Source organism: Burkholderia sp. PR2, from assembly GCF_052372875.1.
Classification (GTDB): domain Bacteria; phylum Pseudomonadota; class Gammaproteobacteria; order Burkholderiales; family Burkholderiaceae; genus Burkholderia; species Burkholderia diffusa.
On sequence record NZ_JBQRWH010000004.1, the window covers coordinates 742,621 to 762,707 of the forward strand.

A 20,087-nucleotide genomic window follows, 5' to 3' on the forward strand; every position below is an offset into this window, starting at 1 on the left:
AATGAACCGTAAGATTGCAATAATTGGGGTGGCGTGTCGGTTTCCCGGAAGTGCCAATAGTCTTGGCGACTTCTGGCAACTGCTGCGCGAAGAACGCGACGCAGTCACCGAAATCCCATCCGACCGCTTCGGCACGGACTTCTACCAGCACCCGTCCAAACGCGAGCCGGGCAAGAGCTACACGTTCTCGGCCGGCATCCTCGATGACGTCGCCGGCTTCGACGCCGCCTTCTTCGGTATTTCGCCACGCGAAGCCGCTCAGATGGACCCCCAGCAGCGCCTGCTGCTCGAACTCGCATGGGAGGCATTCGAGGACGCGGGCGTCCGCCCGGCCGACATGCGCGGCAGCAACTGCGGCGTTTTTGTTGGCGCGGCCAGCATGGATTACGGCAATCGCAACATGGACGATCTGAACGTGATCGATCCGTATTCGGCGACCGGTAACACCCTGAGCATCGCGTCGAACCGCGTGTCCTACCTGTTCGACCTGCGCGGCCCGAGCATGTCTGTCGACACGGCCTGCTCGTCGTCGCTCGTCGCACTCCACCAGGCTGTCAAGGCGCTGCAGTCCGGCGAAGCCGACATGGCGCTCGCAGGCGGTGTCAACCTGTTGCTTCACCCGTTCGGTTTCGTCAGCTTCTCGAAGGCCTCGATGCTGTCGCCACGCGGCCGTTGCCGCGCGTTCGATGCAACCGGCGATGGCTACGTCCGCTCGGAAGGCGGTGCGTTCGTGCTGCTGAAGCCGCTCGACCGTGCGCTCGCCGACGGTGACACGATCCATGCGGTGATCGCCGGCTCCGGCGTGAACTCGGTCGGCCACTCGCCGGGCGGCATCAGTGTGCCAGGGGCGGACGCGCAGGCGTCGCTGCTGCGCAGCGTCTACGCGCGTGCGGGCATCGATCCGCAGTCTCTCGCGTATCTCGAAGCGCACGGCACCGGCACGGCGGTTGGCGATCCGATCGAGGCGCGCGCGCTGATCGACGTCGTGTCGGGCGAGCGCCCGGCGGATCGCCCGCTGCTCATCGGTTCAGTGAAAACCAACATCGGCCATTTGGAAACGGCATCCGGTATGGCCGGCCTGCTGAAGGCCGTGCTGTGTCTGAAGCATCGCGCGGTACCGCGCTCGCTGCATTTCGTTACCCCCAATCCGGCTATCGATTTCGACGGCGGGCGTCTGCGTGTCGCCGATCGTTATATGCCGCTCGATGCCGGCGATGTGCCGCTGACGGTCGGCGTCAACTCGTTCGGCTTCGGCGGAACGAACGCACACGTCGTGCTGACCGAGGCGCCGGCGGCAAACGAGGCGTCGACGGCCGCACCCGAGCCGACTCCCGCGCAGTTGTCTCCGCTCGTCCTGACCGCGCGCAGCGCGAACGCACTCGGCGCGCTCGCGGGCCGCTATCTGGCGGCCCTCGACAACGGCGGCGACTGGCAGGCGCTGGCCGTCGCGGCCGCACGTCGTCGCCAGTGGCTGGAACATCGCGCAATCGTTGCACCGGCCGGCGTGGCCGAAGGCCGTGCGGCGCTTGCGGCACTGGCCCAGCCGGCGCCGGAAGGGCTGCCGGGCTGCGTGGCGGCCGGCCAGGCTCCGGCCGACGCGGTGCGCACCGCGCTCGTGTTCTCGGGCAACGGTTGCCAATGGGTCGGGATGGGCAGCGAGCTTTATGCCGAGAACACCGTCTTCCGCGCGGCGCTCGACGAAGTCGACGCGCTGTGGTGTGCCGACGGCAGCCCGTCGCTCGTCGATGTGATGCGCGGTGGTTCGAGCGCGGAATGGCTGGCCGGCGCGGGCGCCGAATGGCTCGCCGCGACGGAGAACGCGCAACCGCTGCTGTTCGCAATCCAGGTCGGCATGATCCGCGTGATCGACGCGCGCGGGATGCGTTACGACGCGGCGATCGGCCATAGCGTCGGCGAGATTGCCGCGGCATGGGTGACGGGCGCGCTGTCGCTCGCCGACGCGGTTCGCGTGATCAAGATTCGCAGCCGTGCGCAGGCGATGACGCGCGGCAGCGGCCGGATGGCGGCCGTCGGCATCGGCGACGCGGCGGCGCGCGAGCTGATCGCGCGCCATGGGCTGGCGCGGCGCGTCGAGATCGCCGGCATCAACAGCCCCGATGCGGTGACGCTCGCGGGCGAGCTGCAGGGGTTGCAGGCATTGGAGGCGGCGCTGCGCGGCAGCGGCAAGTTCTTCCAGATGCTGGATCTCGACTACGCGTTTCACAGCAGCCACATGGACCGCATCGAGCCGGTCGTGCTGGCCGAACTGGCGAGCTTGCGGTCGCAGCCGGGCAACGGCACGTTCGTGTCGACCGTGACCGGTGGTGCGCTGGCCGGCACCGAGCTCGATGCCCGCTACTGGTGGCGCAACATTCGCGAGCCCGTGCGCTTTGGCGACGGCATCGCACATCTGATCGAGCAGGACATCCGGTTGTTCGTCGAGGTCTCGCCGCATTCGATTCTGCGTACGTACGTGAAGCAGGCGTTCACGACGGCCGGCGCGACCGGCGTGGCACTGCCGACGCTCAAGCGCGATCACGGCAGCGCGGCGACGCTGCAGAAAGCGATTCTTGCGGCGATTGCGCATGGCGCGAACGTTGATCCCGACCGCTTCGCGCCGGGTGAATCGCGTGCTGCATTGCCGTCCTATCCGTGGCAGCGCGACCGCTTCTGGTTGACGCCGACCGTCGAAGGTTACGGTCTCGTCAATCGGCGCCGCGCGCATCCGCTGCTCGGCTATCGCCTGCATGAGCACGCGTTCGCGTGGGAGAACCAGCTCGATCCGGCGAAGCTGCCGATGCTGGCCGATCACGTAGTCGACGGCGGTGCGGCGTTCCCGGGCGCGGGCTACGTGGAAATGGCGCTCGCGGCGGCAAGCACCTTCTTCGATACGCCGGATGCGGCGCTCGAAAACGTCGAGATCCGCACGCCGGTGGTATTCCAGCCGCAGCAGGCTAAGCTGTTCCGGCTCGTGATCGAACCGCGCACCGCGACCTTCACGATCGAGACGCGCGACCGGATGTCCGACGCCGCATGGACACTGAACGTGACGGGGCGAATGCTGGAAAGCGGCAATACGCTCGGCGATGCGAACGTCGTGCCGTCCGACGCGCTCGATCGTCTGCTCGCGTTGCCCGCTGCCGCCGGCGACACGCTGTATGCAAACACGGCGGCCATCGGCCTCGACTACGGGCCGGCGTTCCGCCGGGTCCGCGCCGTGCGGGTCGCCGCGGACGACGGCGCGGCGCTGGCCGATGTCGCCGCGCCGGCCTCGTGCGGCGATGCGCGGGCATTGTCAGCCTATCTGCTGCATCCGGCGCTGATGGACAGCGGGTTTCATCCGCTGTTCGCCCTGCTTGCGGCACATGCGCGCGAAGGCGAGCATCCGGCTTATGTGCCGGTGCAGATCGGCCGGGTCGACTATCTGCGCGGCGACACGGTCGAGCGGGTGCTCGTGCGGATCGACCGGCACAGCCCGCATTCGATCGTCGCGCATTTCGAATTCCTCGACGCGCGCGGCGCGATCGTCGCGCGGCTCGGCGCGTGCCGGTTCCGGCGTGTCGATCTCGTCGGCCGTCGGCAGAACCTGCCGGCGCGTTTCGTCTACCGCCTTGAAGAAGTGCCGCGGCCGGGTGACCTCAATGCAGCCGGTTTGCCGGCCCCCGGCGCGTTGCTCGCGCGTGCTGCCGCACGGCTCGATGCGGCCGGGTACGACGGCCGCCGGACGCAGCATCTGACCGAAATCCTGCCGCTGCTCGATGTGCTGGCGAGTCTCTACGCGCTCCGCGCGTTCGATGCGCTCGGCGCATTCACCGGCACGTGGCAGCCGGCGGCCGGGCGTGCGGCGTTGGCCACGCGTCTCGCCGACATGCTGGTCGAGGATGGTCTCGCTCATCGCGATGGCGCGCTGCTCGTGCGCGACGACGCGGCGTGCGCGGCGCTGCCGCCGCTCGACGAGCTGTGGCGCGGGCTGCTGGCCGAATCGCCGGGGCACGTGGCCGAGCTGACGCTGCTCGCGCATTGCGGCGCGGCATTGCCGGACGTACTGAACGGCGCGAAGGACGGTGCACGTCTGCTGTCGCCGACCGGGCACAGCCTGGTTGAGCAACTCCTGGCGGCATCGCCGACGTGGCAGCACGTGCACGCGTTGCTGACCGCAAGCGTCGAGCAGGCGGTCGACGGATGGCAGCCGGCACGCCGGTTGCGCGTGCTCGAACTGGGCGCGACGGACGGCGACGTGCTGCAGACGCTCGGCATGCATCTCGCGGCCGCGCGCTGCGATCACACGATCGCAGCGACAGCCGGTCAACTGGCCGGGTTCGACGCGGATGCGCAAGCTGCGGTGCGCACGGTTGCGCTGCAGTCGGGCGAGCGGCTGTCGCTGGCGGCCGACGAAGCTGACCCTTACGACCTGATCGTCGCGAACCGCGCGTTGAGCGGCCGTCACGATGTGGCCGATGCGTTGAATGCGATGCGGTCATGGCTGGCGCCGGGCGGATTGCTGCTGCTGGCCGAGTCGCGTCGCGGCCGTTTCTCCGACATCGTATTCGGCGCACAGGCTTCGTCGACGGAAGCCGGCGCGGCGATGCCGCTGGCGCCGGCGGATCTCGATGCGGCGCTCGCACGCGCGGGCTACGTCGATGTCGTGCGGCACGTCGAGCAATCGCTCGATCTGGACGGCACGCCGACGTTCGTCATCGCGCGCAACCCCGCAAGCGCCGTTGTTGGGCAACGCGGCGACGATCCGAGCAATCTCGATACGCTCGCACGCAACGAGCAATGGCTCGTGGTGCACGCACCGGATACCGCCGGCAGTTTCGGCGTGCGGCTGGCCGATGCGCTCGCTCGCGCGGGCTATCCGGCCGATATCGTCGACATCACGCACGCGGCCGATGCGATTGCCTCGTTGCCGGCCGGGCAGCCGGCGCATGTCGTGTTCTGCGCGCCGGAGACGCCGCTCGCCGAATCGTCAACGGGGGATGGCTTGATGGCCGCGCAGCGTAACGGCGTGATCGCCCTTGCGGCACTCGTTCGCACGCTTGGTGCGCAGCTGAACGCGGCCACGCGGCTGACCGTCGTCACGCGTGGCGGCGCGCCATTTGCCGGGACCGCGAATGCGCATCCGGAACAGGCCACGCTGTGGGGCCTCGGTCGCGTGCTGGCGAACGAGCATCCCGAACTCGCGTGCCGCCTGATCGACATCGATCAAGCGGCGGACCGGATCCCCGACGCGCTGATTCGCGAGCTGACCGGCGCAGCGCTCGAGGAAGAAGTCGTCCTGGGCGCACACGGGCGGCAGGTGCCGCGCATGCTGACTGCCGCGCAGGACGCGGCCCGCAACGATGGCGCGATCGCGCGTGCGGCCGTGCTCGCGTTCGATGCGCCGGGCTCGTTGCGCAATCTCGAATGGTTTGCGTTGCCGGAAAGCCCGCTGGGTGACGACGAGGTGGAGATCGAGCCCGTTGCCACCGGCCTCAATTTCCGCGACGTGATGTATGCGATGGGGCTGTTGTCCGATGAGGCGGTCGAGACCGGCTTCGCGGGCGCGACGATCGGCATGGAACTGTCCGGCCGCGTCATGCGGGTGGGCAAGGCCGTGACGGAATTCGCGCCGGGCGATGCGATGCTCGGCTTCGCGCCGGCTTCGTTCGCGACGCGCGTCAGGACGCGTGCGCAAGCGATCGCACTGAAACCCGAACGCCTGTCGTTCGAGGAAGCGGCCACCGTGCCGACCACGTTCTTCACCGCGTATTACGCACTCGTCGAACTCGCGCGCCTGCGTCGCGGCGAGCGTGTGCTCGTGCACGGCGGTGCGGGTGGCGTCGGGATCGCCGCGATCCAGCTCGCGCGCCACTTCGGCGCGGAAGTGTTCGCGACGGCCGGCAGCGATGAGAAGCGCGAGTTCGTGCGCCTGCTCGGTGCCGACCACGTGCTCGATTCGCGCAGCTTGGCGTTCGCCGACGAGATTCGCGCGCTGACGGGCGGCCAGGGCATCGACATCGTGCTGAATTCGCTCGCCGGTGAAGCGATGGTGCGCAGCATCGATACGCTGCGGCCGTTCGGTCGTTTCCTCGAGCTCGGCAAGCGCGATTTCTACGAAAACAGCTATATCGGGCTGCGGCCGTTCCGCAACAACATCAGCTATTTCGGTATCGATGCCGACCAGCTGATGGGGGCGTTGCCGGAGCTGACCGCGCGCCTGTTCGGCGAAGTGATGGCGCTGTTCGAGGCAGGCCTGCTGCATCCGCTGCCGTATCGCGCGTTTCCGGCCGAACGGGCGGAAGACGCGTTCCGCTACATGCAGCAGGCGCGCCAGATCGGCAAGGTGCTCGTGACCTATCCGTCCGGCACGCCAGCCCCGACGCGCGGCGTCACGCGCGCGGGCTCGCTCGAGCTCGATCCGCATGGCACGTATCTGGTGGTCGGCGGCACGGGTGGGCTCGGTTTCGCGAGCGCGCGCTGGATGGTCGAGCACGGCGCACGCCGGCTGACGCTGGCGAGCCGTTCCGGCGAACTCGTTGCTGCCGCACGCGAGGAAGTCGAGCGCTGGCGCAAGACGCTCGGCGTCACGGTCGATGTCGTGTCGTGCGATGTGACCGACGCAGCGGCGGTCGATGCGATGATCGACGCGATCGTCCGGCGCGACAGCCCGCTCAAGGGCGTGTTGCATTCCGCGATGTCGATCGATGACGGCCTCGTGCGCAATCTTGACGATGCGCGCATGGCCGCGGTGCTCGCACCGAAGGTGGCCGGCGCGTGGAACCTGCATCGCGCGACTCGCGCGTTGCCGCTCGACCTGTTCGTGGTCTATTCGTCGGCGACGACCTATCTTGGCAATCCCGGGCAGTCGAACTACGTCGCGGCCAACAGCTTCCTCGAGGCGCTCGTCGAACATCGTCGCGCAGCGGGCTTGCCGGGCACGTTCATGGCCTGGGGGCCGCTCGAGGACGTCGGCTTCCTCGCGCGCCACGCGGATACGCGCGAAGCGTTGCAGTCGCGAATCGGCGGGGCGTCGATCACGTCCGACGAGGCGATGGCCGCGCTCGAGCGCGCACTGGTGGCGGGCGTGGCGGGTGAAGCCGTGGTCCGGCTCGACTGGCACGCCGTGGCGCGCGGGATGCCCGCCGCGAAGGCGCGCCGGTATTCGCTGCTGCAATCGCAGGCGAAGGGCGGCGATGTGCGCGACGGCGGCACACAGCTGCGGGAAGAAGTGCTCGCGTTGCCGCGCGACGAAGCGATCGCGCTGGTGGCCCGGACGCTGCAAGGGCAGATCGCGCGAATCCTGCACATGACGCCGGATCGCATCGCGCTCGACAAATCAGTGCTCGACATGGGCATGGATTCGCTGATGGGGATGGAGCTTGGCCTCGCGGTCGAGGAAGCGTTCGAGGTCAAGCTGTCGGTGATGGCGATTGCCGAGGGCGCGTCGGTGACGACGCTGGCCGGACGCATCGTCGATTCGATCGGCGCGTCGACCGATGCCGACGCCGATTCCGCGACCGATGCCGTCGCCGCGCTTGCGGCGAAGCATGCGATCGACGGCGAAGCGCGCGCACTGCTCGATGCGCAGCCGGCGCCCGTCGGGTGCCAGGCGTCGCCGACGCCGGAGGTCGCGCAATGAGCGCGCCGTCCGGCTGGGCGACGAGTCAGGGCACGCTGGCAGGTCCGCTGACGATCGACGGTCACGGGCTGCACACGGGGCGCAGGGTCGGTGTGCGGATCCTGCCCGCGCGCCCGGAAGACGGCATGACGGGCATCGCGTTCCGGCGCGTCGCACAGGGGCGCACGCTTGCGACGCTGCCGGTCGATCCCGCGCTGCGCCGCGCGCAGCCGCTGTGCACGATGCTGCGCAATGCCGACGGTGTCGGCGTTCGCACGGTCGAGCATCTGCTGGCGTCGCTGCTCGCTTGCGAGATCGATCACGCGATCGTCGAGATCGACGCCGAGGAAGTGCCGATTCTCGACGGCAGCGCCACGCCGTGGGTGGATGCCATCCGCGCGTGCGGCCGCGTCGCGCTTGCTGCGCCGAAACGCTTCATCCGCGTGCTGCGGCCCGTCGTCGTGACGGACGGCGACGGCGACCAGCGGCGCGAAATGCGGGTCGAGCCGGCGCCGCGTTACGAACTGAGCGTGCGCAACGACCTGCGCGGCTTCGGCGACATGCACTGGGATGGCGCGTTGACGCCCGCCGCGTTTGCGGCCGAAATCGCGCCGTCGCGCTCCTATGGCCGCGTGAAGTGGGCGGTACCCGCGATCGTCGCCGGCTATCTGCGCGGGGTGCCGATCCTGCGCGGCGCGCGGCCGTCGTGCACGGCGTCCATCGTCGGCAATCGCGTGCTGGGCGGGATGCGGCTGCCCGAGGAGTTCGTCCGGCACCGCGTGCTCGACCTGATCGGCGATCTCGCGCTGGCCGGCGCGCCGCTGCTGGCGCGCGTGAGTGCGCGGCGGCCGAGCCACGAGATGAATTTCCGGCTGGTCGACGCGCTGCTGGCCGAGCCCGATGCGTGGCAGTGGGCCGAGTTTTCCGACGCGTGACACCACGCTTTTTCATGATGCGCGGCGTAACATAGCGCCTTTTCGAGAAACAGTGAAGGAAGCAATGGCCCTCGGAGAACACCTTCGCCAGCAACTCGCGGCGAAAGCGCTGAAACGGCAACTTGAGCGCGCAACGGAAGCTGCCGCGGCGCCCGGCGTGCCCGGTACGCCGGCGGCGCAGGCCGCGTCGGCGCGCAGTCGTTTCGAATCGATGCCGCAGTATCAGCAAGTCAGGATCATGCGCGAGATGGGCGAGAAGCTGCGCGTCGACTCGCCGTTCTTCCGCGTGCACGATGGCGTTGCCGGCGCGACCACCCAGATCGGCGGTCGCGAGTACGTGAACTTCGCGAACTACAACTACCTCGGTCTCGCCGGTGATCCGACCGTGTCCGAACGTGCGAAGGCCGCGATTGACCGCTACGGCACGTCGGCGTCCGCGAGCCGCATGGTCGCGGGTGAGCGTCCCGTGCAGCGCGACCTCGAGCGGGCGCTGGCCGCGTTCTACGAGACCGACGATTGCGTCGCGTTCGTGAGCGGCCACGCGACCAATGTGACCGTGATCGGCGCACTGTTCGGCCCCGGCGACCTGATCGTCCACGACGCGCTCGCGCACAACAGCATCGTGCAGGGTGCGCAGCTGAGCGGCGCGAAACGGCTGAGCTTCGCGCACAACGACTGGCAGGCGCTCGACGAACTGCTGTCGCGCGTGCGTCGCGAATACCGGCACGTGCTGATCGCGATCGAGGGGCTGTACAGCATGGATGGCGATTTCCCGGACCTGCAGCGTTTCGTCGACGTGAAGACGCGCCACGGTGCGTTCCTTCTGGTCGACGAAGCGCATTCGCTCGGCGTGCTCGGCGCGACGGGCAAGGGCATCCGTGAACATTGCGCGGTCGCGCCCGACCAGGTCGACGTGTGGATGGGCACGATGAGCAAGACGCTGGCCGGTTGCGGCGGCTTCATCGCCGGCTGTCAGCCGCTCGTGGACATGCTGCGCCATCTGGCGCCGGGCTTTCTCTATAGCGTTGGACTCGCGCCGACGCTCGCCGAAGCGTCGCTTGCCGCGCTCGAACGCCTGCAGGCCGAACCGGAGCGGGTTGCGCAACTGCAGGCGCGCGGGCAGCAATTCCTGACCGAGGCACGCGCGGCGGGGCTGAACACCGGCACGAGCGCCGGGTATGCGGTCGTGCCGGTGATCACCGGAAGTTCGCTGAAAGCCGCGCAGTGGGCCAACGCGATGTTCGACGAAGGGATCAACGTGCAGCCGATCTTCTATCCGGCCGTCGAGGAGAAGGCCGCGCGCCTGCGGTTCTTCATCTGCTCGACGCACGAGCCCGGGCAGATCAGCCGGACGGTCGATGTGCTGGCCCGCCTGGCGGGGCGGGCGGCATGATGCCCGCCGCGGTGCTTGCGCCGTCGTTCGACGTGCCGCAAGCCGGCGCGTCGACGCCGTTTCGCGCCGCATGCGCGGACGATGCGGCGGCATGCGCACCGCTCGTGTTCGCATCCGGCGTCGGCGAATTCGGTTTCTTCCTCGGTGAGAGCGACGCGCGCTGCATCGCGTTCCTGCAACAGGCGTTCCGGTCGCGTCACGGCCGGTTCTCGTGGCGCAGGCATCGGGTCGCGCTCGGCGCCGACGGCACCGTGCATGCCGTGATGGCCATTCATGACGGGCGCCGGACGTTGTTCGACGACGTTCACGTCGTGTGGGCCCTGGCGCGCTTTTTCGGCGTGCGCCGCACGATCGGCCAGCTGCTGCGCGGGCTGGTGCTCGAAACGGAGATTCCGGCGCCCAAGCGTGGGCAGATCCTCATCGCGCATTGCGCGACGGACGAGCGGCGGCGCGGCACGGGCATCTTCACCGCACTGCTGCGCGACGCGCTCGAGACCGGTGCGTTGCCGGACGACGACAGCCGCGACATCGTGCTCGACGTGCTGACCCGCAACGAGCGCGCCCGCGCACTGTACGAGCGGCTCGGCTTTGTCGCGCTGACGCGGTCGCGTCAGCGCTCGCGACGGCTGCCCGCCGAGCTTGATTCGGTACGCATGCGGCTCACGCGTCGCGGCTGACGGTGCGAACGCCTTGGCGGCCTATTTGTGCCGCGGATTGAACGGCCGCTGCTGCACATCCGCCCCATGCGCGACGATCACCGTGCTTTCGGGCACTTCCTCCCATGCGTCGCGCAGGTCGATGAGCGGCTCCGACACGACCATGAACGCGTCGTCGCCCGCTTCGACGATGCGCGGATTGTGCGGATAAAGTTCGTGCAGATGCCTGAACGACGTGCTGTGGAACAGCGAGCGCGATTGCCGTTCGCTCGAGTAGCGCACCGCGATGATCCGGTCGCCGTCCGTCACGCAGATCGTCATGTTGAGCGGCTCGGCGACTCGGTATCGCGCGGCGGTTTCCTCGATCACGCCGACCATGCGTTCGAGCGCCGGCAGCGGCATCTGCTCGAGGCCGTAGGTCAACGCGAGACGGAACATCAGCTCGGAATCGGTCGAGCCTTCGAGCGTAGCGAACAGCGCCGGGTCGACCTTCATCGTCAGGTCGCGGCGCAGCTTGTGGAAATCGCGGATCAGCCCGTTGTGCGCGAACAGCCAGCGGCCGTGGCGGAACGGGTGACAGTTGGTTTCCTGCACGGGCGTATCGGTTGCAGCACGGATGTGCGCGATGAACATCCGCGAGCGGATCGCGCGCGCGGCTTCGCGCAGGTTGCGATCGTTCCACGCGGGATGCACCGAGCGGTAGCGGAACGGCAGTTCGTCGGGGTTGCCGTACCAGCCGATGCCGAACCCGTCGCCGTTGGTGGTCGTGGCGCCCAGTTCCGAATGCAGGCTCTGGTCGATCAGCGAATGCTTCGCGCGAAACAGTACGGTCTCGAGATGGATCGGATTACCCGTATAGGCGAGCCAGCGGCACATGGAGCGCTCCTTCGCGATGAATCCTCTCGCGCATGGTAGCCGACTTCGCGGCGCCGTTATACGCGGCTGCCGCACGCTCGCCGGTTGGCAGACTGCGCCGGTCGATCGTCGATGAAGGATGCGGCGGGTGCCGCGTCCTTCGTGCACGCGTCAGTCGCCGAGCGCGTCCATCACGCGGGCGGAGTAGACGAGCGCCGCGCCCGCATTCAGCGCGATCGCGACGCCGAGCGCTTCGGCCACTTCCTCCTTGGTCGCACCATGCTTTGCGGCTTCCGCCGTGTGCACGGCGATACAGCCGTCGCAGCGCGTGGTGACGGCCACCGCGAGCGCGATCAGCTCGCGCGTCTTTGCGTCGAGATGACCCGTCTTGGCGCCGGCGCCGGACAGCGCCTTGTAGCCGGCCAGCGTATCGGGCGACAGCTTGGCGATGTCGCCGATGCGCGTCGAGAGTTCCTTCCGGTATTCGTTCCAGTTCAGCATGATGCGTCCTTTCGAGAAGAGGTGAGGAGGGCGGCGGGCGCCGCGATCTCGGGCGATGCAGACCTATTCTGATCGTTCGCGCTGAGGGTTTCGATACGCTAGAGTGTCAATTTTTAGCGAGATCGTCTCATGGATGCCCTCAGTCAACTACTATCGCTGGGCCGCAGCCATGTCGAACTCGACGTGCGCTGCCTGCTCGATGGCCCGTTCGCGATGCCGCACGATCCGTTGCCGCCCGGCGAGGCCGCGTTTCACCTCGTGCTGGCCGGAACGTGCCGGATGCGTACCGCGGACGGGCGCACGCTGCAGCTCGCCGACGGCGATTTCGTACTGCTGCCCGCGGGTGGCGCGCACGACCTGCTCGACGCAGGAGCCGGCCGGTTGGGGCCGGTTGCAGCGCTGCGCGATCTGGGGACGGGCGGTGGCACGGTGCTGCCGGTCAAGTCGAATCTCGATCCGGCCGAACCGGGCGGCGCGAGCGTGGACCTGCTGTGTGGACGGTTCGTCTATGCGCGCGGTGCGGGTGAACTGCTGATGCGCACGCTGCCGCATGTACTGCATGTCGGGTTGCGCGAGGCGTCGGGGTTCGCGCCGCTGCAGCTGCTGACGAGCGTGCTGCGCACCGAGGCGTCGAATGGTCAACCGGGCGCCGGCGCGATCGTGAACGCGCTCGGCCAGGCGCTGCTCGCGTATGCGTTGCGCGCATACGGTCGTGGTGCGCGCGTGCCGTCCGGCTGGCTCGCGCTTGCGGCCGACGCGCGGCTCGGCCCGTCGGTTCAGGCCGTGCTGCAGGCGCCGGAGAAGCCGTGGACGGTCGAGTCGCTCGGCGATGCATCCGCGATGTCGCGCGCGACATATGCACGGCATTTCCGCGAGCGGGCCGGGATGAGTGTCGGCGCGTTCATCGCGCAGATCCGGATGATGCATGCGTGCGCGCTGCTGCAGGACACGCAGCGCGGGCAGGCGGAGATCGGGCAGGCAGTCGGCTATCAGTCGGAGGCGGCGTTCGGCAAGGCATTTCGCGCGGTGCTCGGCACGACGCCGGGGCGCTGGCGGCGCGCGCAGCGCGACTCGTGAGGTTGCCGGCGGGGGCGTCGTGCTCGACGACGAACCGTTGGCGAAAATCGAAGAGGGGAGAAGTGTCTGCGTGCCGCGGCGCACACCTGCTCGCGAGGCAACAACAATGAAAAAGGGGCTTCCGGTTTCCCGGAAGCCCCTTCTTGACATCTTGGTAGGCCGTGCGTGACTCGAACACGCGACCAACGGATTAAAAGTCCGCTGCTCTACCAACTGAGCTAACGACCCAAAGAGCAAAAAATTATAGCGGCGGATCGCTGGTCTGTCAACAACCCGTCACCATAATTTATTTGATGCTTTCGATCTTGCCCTGTGCCGTCTGCGCGGCGTTCGATCCAGCGTATTGCGACACGACCTGCTCGAACGTCTTCTTTGCAGCCGCCTTCTGGCCCTGCTCGAGTTGGTTCGTGCCGATTGCCACGAGTGCGTCGGCCGCGCGCGGGTGCTGCGGGAACTTGCTCACAATCCCTTGCCACGTTGCAGTCGAACCGCGGTAGTCGCGCAGCGCGTATTGCGCATTGCCGTACCAGTACTGCGCGGTCGGCTGGTAGGGGCTCTGCGGATACTTCGCGATGAACGCGCGGAACGAAGCCGCCGCCGCCTTGAAGTTGCCGTTGCGGAACTGCTGTTGCGCCGCGTTGAGCGCATCCGTTTCACCCGGCTGCACGGTGCCTTCCACGCCGTCGATCGTCGCCTGTTGCGGCTCGAACTTCTTCAGCCGCGTGTCGAGATCCTGGTAGTACTCCTTCTGCTGCCGCTCGAGTGTCGTCAGCCGGTTCGTCAGGTCTTCGTTCTCGCCGCGCAGCGTCGCGACCTGCTGGTTCAGCTGGTCGATACGGCCGGATTGATCGAGGATCGTACGCTGGGCGGCCGACAACTGACTGGACAGGTTGTCACTCTTGCTGCGCAGATCAAGCACGGCGCGGCGCGCCTCGTTGTCGTCGAACATGCCGGCGTGCGCCGGCGCGGCCGACCACGCCGCGCCGACGACGCAGAATGCTGCGGCCATCCGCAGCCAGGATACACGGTGCGTCATACGGCAACTCTTCCGTTACTTACTGTTGGTAGACGAGGTCGGCGCGGCGGTTCTGCGCCCACGATGCTTCGTCGTGACCCGATGCTTGCGGCTTTTCCTTGCCGAGGCTCACGGCTTCCATCTGCGAGTCGTTCACGCCGAGCAGTGCCATCGCGCGGCGGACAGCCTCCGCACGCTTCTGGCCCAGCGCAAGGTTGTACTCGCTCGTGCCGCGTTCGTCGGTGTTGCCCTGGATCAGCACATGGCGCTGCGGGTGGCTCTTCAGGTACTGAGCGTGCTGCTGCAGCAGCGGCTGGTATTCGTCCTTCACCGAATAGCTGTCGAAGTCGAAGTAAATGCTGCGCTTCGCAAGCGGGCTGTTCGGGTCATTCAGCGGATCGACGTTCACCTGCGCGACGTTGTCGGCGCTCGGCTGCGTGCTCATCGCGCCCGCGTTGGCCTTGTCGTCGAGCTTGACGCCCGACTTACACGCTGCGAGCGCACTGATCATCATCACGGCCAGGGCCAGACGAGCTTTGTTCGACATCATGGTTACTCTCCTTGTGGTCATTGCATGAAGGGCCCCCACGACGGCTCACGAACGGAGCCGCCCTGGACGGACAGGATCTGCGGCGGCGCGCTGCCGTCGGAGGGCACTGCTGCCAGCACGTTGCGACCACCCGACTGGGTAGCGTAAAGAAGGTACTGGCCGTTTGCCGCGAAGCTCGGCGATTCGTCGCGATTGGTATTCGTGATGGCGTTCGCCGCGCCGGTTTGCAGATCCTGAACGTACAGCTTGAACCCCCCACCCGTGCGGGAGATGTAGGCGAGCAGCTTGCCGTCCGGGCTGATGCGCGGGCTGGTGTTGTAGCTGCCGGTGAAGGTCACGCGTTGCGCGGAGCCGGCGCTTTCGCCTTGCGCGGGCATCCGGTAGATCTGCGGCGCGCCGCCGCGATCGCTCGTGAAATAGATCCAGCGGCCGTCCGGCGAGTAGAACGGCTCGGTATCGATCGAGCTGCTCTGCGTGAGCCGGCGCAGACCGCCGCCGTTCGCATTGACCGTATAGATTTGCGTATTGCCCGTCAGCGACAGCGCAACGGCCAGCGTGTTGCCGTCCGGCGACCACGCCGGCGCACTGTTGTTGCCCTTCTGGTCGGAGACCATGTAGCGGCGGCCCGTCGGCAGGTCATGGATGTAGACGATCGGCTTCTTGCGCTCGAACGACACGTACGCGACCTTCGTCCCGCTCGGCGACCACGCCGGCGAGATGATCGGCTCGGTGCTCGAGAGCGCGATGCGTGCGTTCTGGCCGTCGGAGTCCGAGATCTGCAACTGGTACCGGTTGCCCGTCTTGATCACGTACGACAGACGCGTGGCGAACACGCCGCGCACGCCGAGCAACTTCTGGTAGATGAAGTCGGCGATCTTGTGGCCAGCCGTGCGCAGCGTGTTGTCGTTCGCCGTCAGCGACAGGCCGCCGAGGCTTTGCTGCTTCACGGTGTCGTACAGGATGAAGTTCACTTTGTACTGGCCGTTGGCGTCGCGGTTCACGCTGCCGGCGACGAACGCGTTCGCACCCTTGGCCTTCCATGCGCCGAGATCGACCGATGCGGTTTCGGGCACCGGCGTGCTGCCCGCGTCGATATTGGTGAATTTGCCGCTGCGCGCGAGGTCGGCGCGGACGATCGACGTGACCTGCTGCGGCAGGTTCGCCTCGTTCACGAAATTCGCGGTGGCGATGGGGAACTGGGTCGAACCGACGCCGGTGATCAGCACGTTGACCTGCGCATTAGCGGCGCCGCCGGCCGCAATCAGACACGAGGCCACGAGTGCCCTGAAACCTAGTTTCGTCATCAAACTCATGCTTCTTGCTTCCCATGTGACTTGGATCGCTGCGCAACCGCAGAGACAGTAAAAATACCCGATTCGTTCCCGTCCGGCAGCGACGCACGGAGTGTAAGCGCATTTGCGATCACTCCGCTGCCTTGAAGGTAATCGTAATGTCGGACGGGGTACGACCGTTAGAATCGGGCGGCAATGGGACCGACGCCTGAATCGCATTGACCACGGCTTGATCCCACCCCGAATTTCCGCTCGAACGGCGGATCGAAACGCTCAGCACGTCGCCCGACGGCGTGCAGCGGATCGCGACGACCGTCGTCAGGCCCGCGCGCTCGCCACCCCAGACGATGTTCGGCTTCACACGGCGACGCACCTTGTCGGGATAGCCGGGCGACGCGGCATTGCCGCCGGAGCCCGTCCCGGTACCGCTTTTCGCGAGGCCTTCACCGCCGCCTTCGCCGGACCCGGACATGCCTTGCATCTGCGCGAGACGCGCGCTGCGCTCACGGTCGAGCTTCGCCTTCGCCGCCGCGTCGGCCTTCGCGCGCGCCGTCGCTTCGGCCTTCGCCTTTGCCTGGGCTTCCGCCTTCGCCTTCGCGGCCGCGTCGGCCTTGGCCTTCGCCGCCTGCTGCGCTTCCAGCTGCGCCTGCTTCTGTTGCTGCAGTTTCTGCTGCTGGAGTTTTTGCTGTTCGAGCTTCTGCTGCTCCACGAGCTGTTGTTGCTTGAGCTTGTCTGCCTGCTTCTGCTTTTCGCGCTCGGCGGCCTTCTGCGCGGCGAGGGCAGCAGCCTGCTGGGCCGCAAGCTGCTCGCGCCGGGCTTCTTCCTGCTGGGTCTTCAGTTGTTGCGCGCGGCGCTGCTGCTCGAGCAGCGCTTCGCGCGCGGCCGCTTCCTGTTGCCGTTTCTTCTGCTGCAGCGCGATGTCCGCCTGCTCGTCCCGGACCGGGGGAGGGGGCGGTGCGAGCTTCGCGGGCGGCGTGGGTGTGACGACGGGCCGCGGCGCGGGCACGTCGGGCACCTCGGTCCACAGTTCGGCTTCGGCGCCTGCCGGCGTGCTGTTCTGCCACTGCACGCCGTGATAGAGGAACAACGCGAGCAGCACGTGCATCAGCGCGGCGAGCGCGAACGCGCGCCAGGTGCCGCGCTCGCGAGGGGGCTGAGACGGATAGGCGTTGCCGCGCGTGGATTGCTGCCGGTTCATTGCGATTTGACGAGGAGGCCGACGCGCTTGACGCCGCGCGCCTTCAGGTCCGACATCACGGTCATGACGGCATCGTACTGCACGGTCTTGTCGGCCGCGATCACGACGGGCTGGTCGGGATGGTCAGCCTGCCGGGCCGAGATGAAGCTGTCGAGCTCGGCCTTGGTCATCGTGTCTTCCTGCGTCGCGCCGGAGTCGCCCTTGTACTTGACGCTCATCGTGCGGTCGGCCTTGATGTTGACGACGACTGGTGGCGTCTGTTCCTGGGGTGCGGCATTGCCGACGGTCGGCAGATTGATGATCGACGGGGCGACGAGCGGTGCCGTGACCATGAAGATCACGAGCAGCACCAGCATCACGTCGATGTACGGCACGACGTTGATGTCGGCCATCGCGCGGCGCGAGCGGCCGCCGCGCATGCTGGATCGAATGGGACTTCCTGCCATGGCGCGCTCCTTACTGGGCCTGACGCTGCAGGATGTTCGAGAACTCTTCGATGAAGGTCTCGAAGCGGATCGCGAGGCGGTCGATGTCGTGCGCGTAGCGGTTGTACGCGACAACCGCCGGAATCGCGGCGAACAGGCCGATCGCGGTGGCGACGAGCGCCTCGGCGATGCCCGGTGCGACGTTCGCGAGCGTCGCCTGCTGCACGTTCGCCAGGCCGCGGAACGAGTTCATGATCCCCCAGACGGTGCCGAACAGACCGATGTACGGACTGACCGAGCCGACCGACGCGAGGAACGCGAGGTTCGCTTCGAGCACGTCCATTTCGCGCTGGAACGACGCGCGCATCGCACGGCGCGCGCCGTCGAGCACGAGGCCCGGGTCGCTGATGCGCTTTTCCTTCCCCTTCAGGAACTCACGCATCCCCGATTCGAAAATCCGCTCGAGCGCGCCGATCGTGTGACGATTGTTGGCCGCGCTTTGATACAGCGCCTGCAGGTCGCCGCCCGACCAGAAATCCCTTTCGAAGCGTTCGGTCTGCGCGCGTGCGCGGCGGATCGCGAACCACTTGCGGAAGATGAAGGTCCACGACATCAGCGACAGCAGCAGCAGCAGCCCCATCACGGCCTGGGCCAGCACGCTCGCGTTGAGAACGAGGGAAATGATCGACAGGTCTTGAGAAGTGTTCATAGAGGTTTGAGTAACGTCCCTTCGGGGGTGTCCGGCGAGGGCGCACGGTATGCGTGTGGCGCGGCGCGCCGGCCTGGCCTGGCGCCGAACCTTGCTTAGTATCGATTCAGGAGGGCAAGTTCATAGGCTTTGTCTAAACGGTGCTCACCCGAGCTTCGTTGACAATACAGTCTGCCCGGCGTCGATGACGGGCCCGCGTTGCAGCGCGTCGAGCACGACCGGCGGGATTGCCGCGGGCCGGATGCCGGTTCGGTCGACGCAGCCGAGGCGGATGTGTCCGGCCACGAGCAGCGTGTCTCCGCACCAGGCTTCCTGCGTGAATTCCACCGATGCGCGGCCGATGCGCCCGGGCCGGCTCGTGATCGTCAGCGCGTCGTCGAGTCGCGCCGGCGCGCGGTAGTCGAGCGACGTGCTGCGAACGATGAAGATCGCGACGGTATCGTCGGCGAGCCGACGCTGGTCGATGCCGCATGCGCGCAGCCACTCGGTGCGAGCGCGTTCGAAGAACTTCAAGTAGTTGGCATAGAAGACGATGCCGCCTGCGTCGGTGTCCTCGTAGTACACGCGTACCGGCCAAGTGAAGCCGGAGTGCGCGTCCGGGGAGCGGGTAGGCTGAGTCATGGCGCGCATTTTACCGGAAGGCCGAGGCCGGATTCGTAACCGATTCGTAACGGAATGTAGTATGCCGTAGCACACTGCGGGCCGGCCCCGGGAGGAGGCGGGCCCGCGCGACTTCAGCCGCGGTGGACGGTCGGGCCGCCGGGCGCTTGCGCGACCGGCATCAGCTCGATCGTGTTGACGTTGACGTGTGCCGGGCGCGTCGCGATCCAGTAGATCGTGTCGGCGATGTCCTCGGGCATGAGCGGCTGGACATTGTTGTAGACGCTCGCCGCTTTTGCGTCGTCGCCGCGATAGCGGATGTTCGAGAACTCGGTGCCGCCGCACAGGCCCGGCTCGATGTCGGTGACGCGCAGTGGCGTGCCGAGCAGGTCGGCGCGCAGGTTCAGGCTGAATTGTCTGACGAAAGCCTTGGTCGCGCCGTAGACGTTGCCGCCCGCATAAGGATACGAACCCGCGACCGAGCCGATATTGAAGATGTGACCGCGGCCGCGCTCGATCATGCCGGGCAGCAGTGCGTGCGTAACGGTGACGAGGCCCGTGCAGTTCGTGTCGATCATCGTGTGCCATTCGTCGAGGCTGGCCTTTTGGGCCGGCTCGACGCCGAGCGCGAGGCCGGCGTTGTTGACGAGGACGTCGAGTGCCGCGAATTCGGCGGGAAGGGCGGCCGGCACGGCCTCGACGGCCGCGCGATCGCGTACGTCGAGCTCGAGCGGCAGCAGGGAATCGCCGAGTTCGGCGGCGAGCGCATCGAGACGATCCTTGCGGCGCGCGGTCGCGACGACGCGGTGGCCGCCCTTGACGAAGGCACGGGCGATGGCGGCGCCGAAGCCGGCGGACGCGCCTGTGACGAACACGATCATTGCTGCTCCTGGTCGGTAACAAAGTAGCGGATAGTATCCCGCAAGCCTACTGAGATTGCGGCACCGCGGCAAGGCGGCACAGCGTTCCGGTGCGGGCGCGTAGAGTCTGGCCCCAATTGCTTAGGGCGTCCCGCCGTGCGGTTGCCTATTCATGACGCATCCAATACACTAACGCGCTCATCACCCCTGCGTGACTGGCGATAGAACCCTTCGGGTTCAAGGTGGAGCATCCCACCGTGAAGCGCGGGGCGCCGTTTTTGCCGTTCGCCTGGGCAGCCGTTGTGCGCCGTCGCGTGCATCGCCGGTGGCTGTCCTGCCTCGCGTCATACGGATTCTTCCGCCACGTCGGGCTGGTTCCGCCAGCAGCGCAATGTACTCGGCCACTCCGGTCAACCTGTAC

15 protein-coding genes, 1 tRNA gene and 1 riboswitch are annotated in these 20,087 nt (G+C 67.5%); of the genes, 5 read left to right on the top strand and 11 right to left on the bottom strand.

Features of this window, described 5'->3' with window-relative positions; translation table 11 throughout:
• The first annotated feature begins 1 nt into the window (after position 1).
• The 4 genes from ACT2FV_RS20590 to ACT2FV_RS20605 all read left to right on the top strand — a co-directional run bounded on the left by ACT2FV_RS20590 (position 2) and on the right by ACT2FV_RS20605 (position 10,605).
• Positions 2-7,621 (top strand): SDR family NAD(P)-dependent oxidoreductase, encoded by a 7,620-nt coding sequence (locus tag ACT2FV_RS20590; RefSeq protein ID WP_444504691.1) that lies wholly within the window; start codon positions 2-4, stop codon positions 7,619-7,621.
• Positions 7,618-8,535, top strand: coding sequence for a UDP-3-O-acyl N-acetylglycosamine deacetylase (locus tag ACT2FV_RS20595; protein ID WP_444504692.1), 918 nt, complete (start codon positions 7,618-7,620; stop codon positions 8,533-8,535). The genes ACT2FV_RS20590 and ACT2FV_RS20595 overlap by 4 nt, the downstream gene beginning before the upstream one ends.
• A gap of 64 nt (positions 8,536-8,599) precedes the next feature.
• On the top strand, positions 8,600-9,928 hold the full coding sequence (locus tag ACT2FV_RS20600) for an aminotransferase class I/II-fold pyridoxal phosphate-dependent enzyme (RefSeq protein WP_124625046.1): 1,329 nt from the start codon (positions 8,600-8,602) through the stop codon (positions 9,926-9,928).
• Positions 9,928-10,605 carry a GNAT family N-acetyltransferase gene (locus ACT2FV_RS20605; protein WP_124902722.1) on the top strand — a complete coding sequence of 226 codons (678 nt, stop codon included), beginning with the start codon at positions 9,928-9,930 and terminating at the stop codon, positions 10,603-10,605. Before ACT2FV_RS20600 ends, ACT2FV_RS20605 begins: the two co-directional genes overlap by 1 nt.
• 21 nt (positions 10,606-10,626) lie before the next feature.
• Here ACT2FV_RS20605 and ACT2FV_RS20610 read toward each other — a convergent pair whose 3' ends face one another.
• Both ACT2FV_RS20610 and ACT2FV_RS20615 read right to left on the bottom strand, forming a co-directional pair.
• Positions 10,627-11,460 (bottom strand): class II glutamine amidotransferase, encoded by an 834-nt coding sequence (locus tag ACT2FV_RS20610; protein WP_059608328.1) that lies wholly within the window; start codon positions 11,458-11,460, stop codon positions 10,627-10,629.
• Positions 11,461-11,610: 150 nt separating this feature from the next.
• Entirely contained in the window at positions 11,611-11,940 is a 330-nt protein-coding gene (locus ACT2FV_RS20615) for a carboxymuconolactone decarboxylase family protein (RefSeq protein WP_006484989.1), read from the bottom strand.
• A 129-nt stretch (positions 11,941-12,069) separates the two neighbouring features.
• Here ACT2FV_RS20615 and ACT2FV_RS20620 point away from each other — a divergent pair, with 129 nt between their 5' ends.
• On the top strand, positions 12,070-13,017 hold the full coding sequence (locus tag ACT2FV_RS20620; RefSeq protein ID WP_059608329.1) for a cupin domain-containing protein: 948 nt from the start codon (positions 12,070-12,072) through the stop codon (positions 13,015-13,017).
• Positions 13,018-13,169: 152 nt separating this feature from the next.
• Here the strand turns inward: ACT2FV_RS20620 and ACT2FV_RS20625 are convergent.
• From ACT2FV_RS20625 to ACT2FV_RS20665, 9 genes are all read right to left on the bottom strand, one after another.
• A tRNA-Lys gene (locus ACT2FV_RS20625) sits at positions 13,170-13,245 on the bottom strand.
• A 58-nt stretch (positions 13,246-13,303) separates the two neighbouring features.
• On the bottom strand, positions 13,304-14,053 hold the full coding sequence (ybgF, locus tag ACT2FV_RS20630) for a tol-pal system protein YbgF (RefSeq protein ID WP_059608330.1): 750 nt from the start codon (positions 14,051-14,053) through the stop codon (positions 13,304-13,306).
• A 19-nt stretch (positions 14,054-14,072) separates the two neighbouring features.
• Positions 14,073-14,582: a peptidoglycan-associated lipoprotein Pal gene (gene pal, locus ACT2FV_RS20635; protein WP_059465490.1), complete on the bottom strand. Its 510-nt coding sequence runs from the start codon at positions 14,580-14,582 to the stop codon at positions 14,073-14,075.
• Between the two features lie 17 nt (positions 14,583-14,599).
• Entirely contained in the window at positions 14,600-15,895 is a 1,296-nt protein-coding gene (gene tolB, locus ACT2FV_RS20640) for a Tol-Pal system beta propeller repeat protein TolB (RefSeq protein WP_444504693.1), read from the bottom strand.
• Between the two features lie 109 nt (positions 15,896-16,004).
• Entirely contained in the window at positions 16,005-17,072 is a 1,068-nt protein-coding gene (tolA, locus tag ACT2FV_RS20645; protein ID WP_059608332.1) for a cell envelope integrity protein TolA, read from the bottom strand.
• On the bottom strand, positions 17,069-17,518 hold the full coding sequence (gene tolR, locus ACT2FV_RS20650; protein ID WP_006484943.1) for a protein TolR: 450 nt from the start codon (positions 17,516-17,518) through the stop codon (positions 17,069-17,071). Before tolR ends, tolA begins: the two co-directional genes overlap by 4 nt.
• Positions 17,519-17,528: 10 nt before the next feature.
• On the bottom strand, positions 17,529-18,206 hold the full coding sequence (gene tolQ, locus ACT2FV_RS20655) for a protein TolQ (protein WP_059608333.1): 678 nt from the start codon (positions 18,204-18,206) through the stop codon (positions 17,529-17,531).
• Between the two features lie 144 nt (positions 18,207-18,350).
• The gene (ybgC, locus tag ACT2FV_RS20660; protein ID WP_444504694.1) at positions 18,351-18,836 is read right to left on the bottom strand and encodes a tol-pal system-associated acyl-CoA thioesterase; all 486 of its coding nucleotides are present in this window, start codon (positions 18,834-18,836) and stop codon (positions 18,351-18,353) included.
• Between the two features lie 104 nt (positions 18,837-18,940).
• Positions 18,941-19,687 (bottom strand): SDR family NAD(P)-dependent oxidoreductase, encoded by a 747-nt coding sequence (locus tag ACT2FV_RS20665; RefSeq protein WP_059608335.1) that lies wholly within the window; start codon positions 19,685-19,687, stop codon positions 18,941-18,943.
• A gap of 180 nt (positions 19,688-19,867) precedes the next feature.
• Positions 19,868-19,968, top strand: a riboswitch (ZMP/ZTP riboswitch).
• The last annotated feature ends 119 nt before the right edge of the window (positions 19,969-20,087 follow it).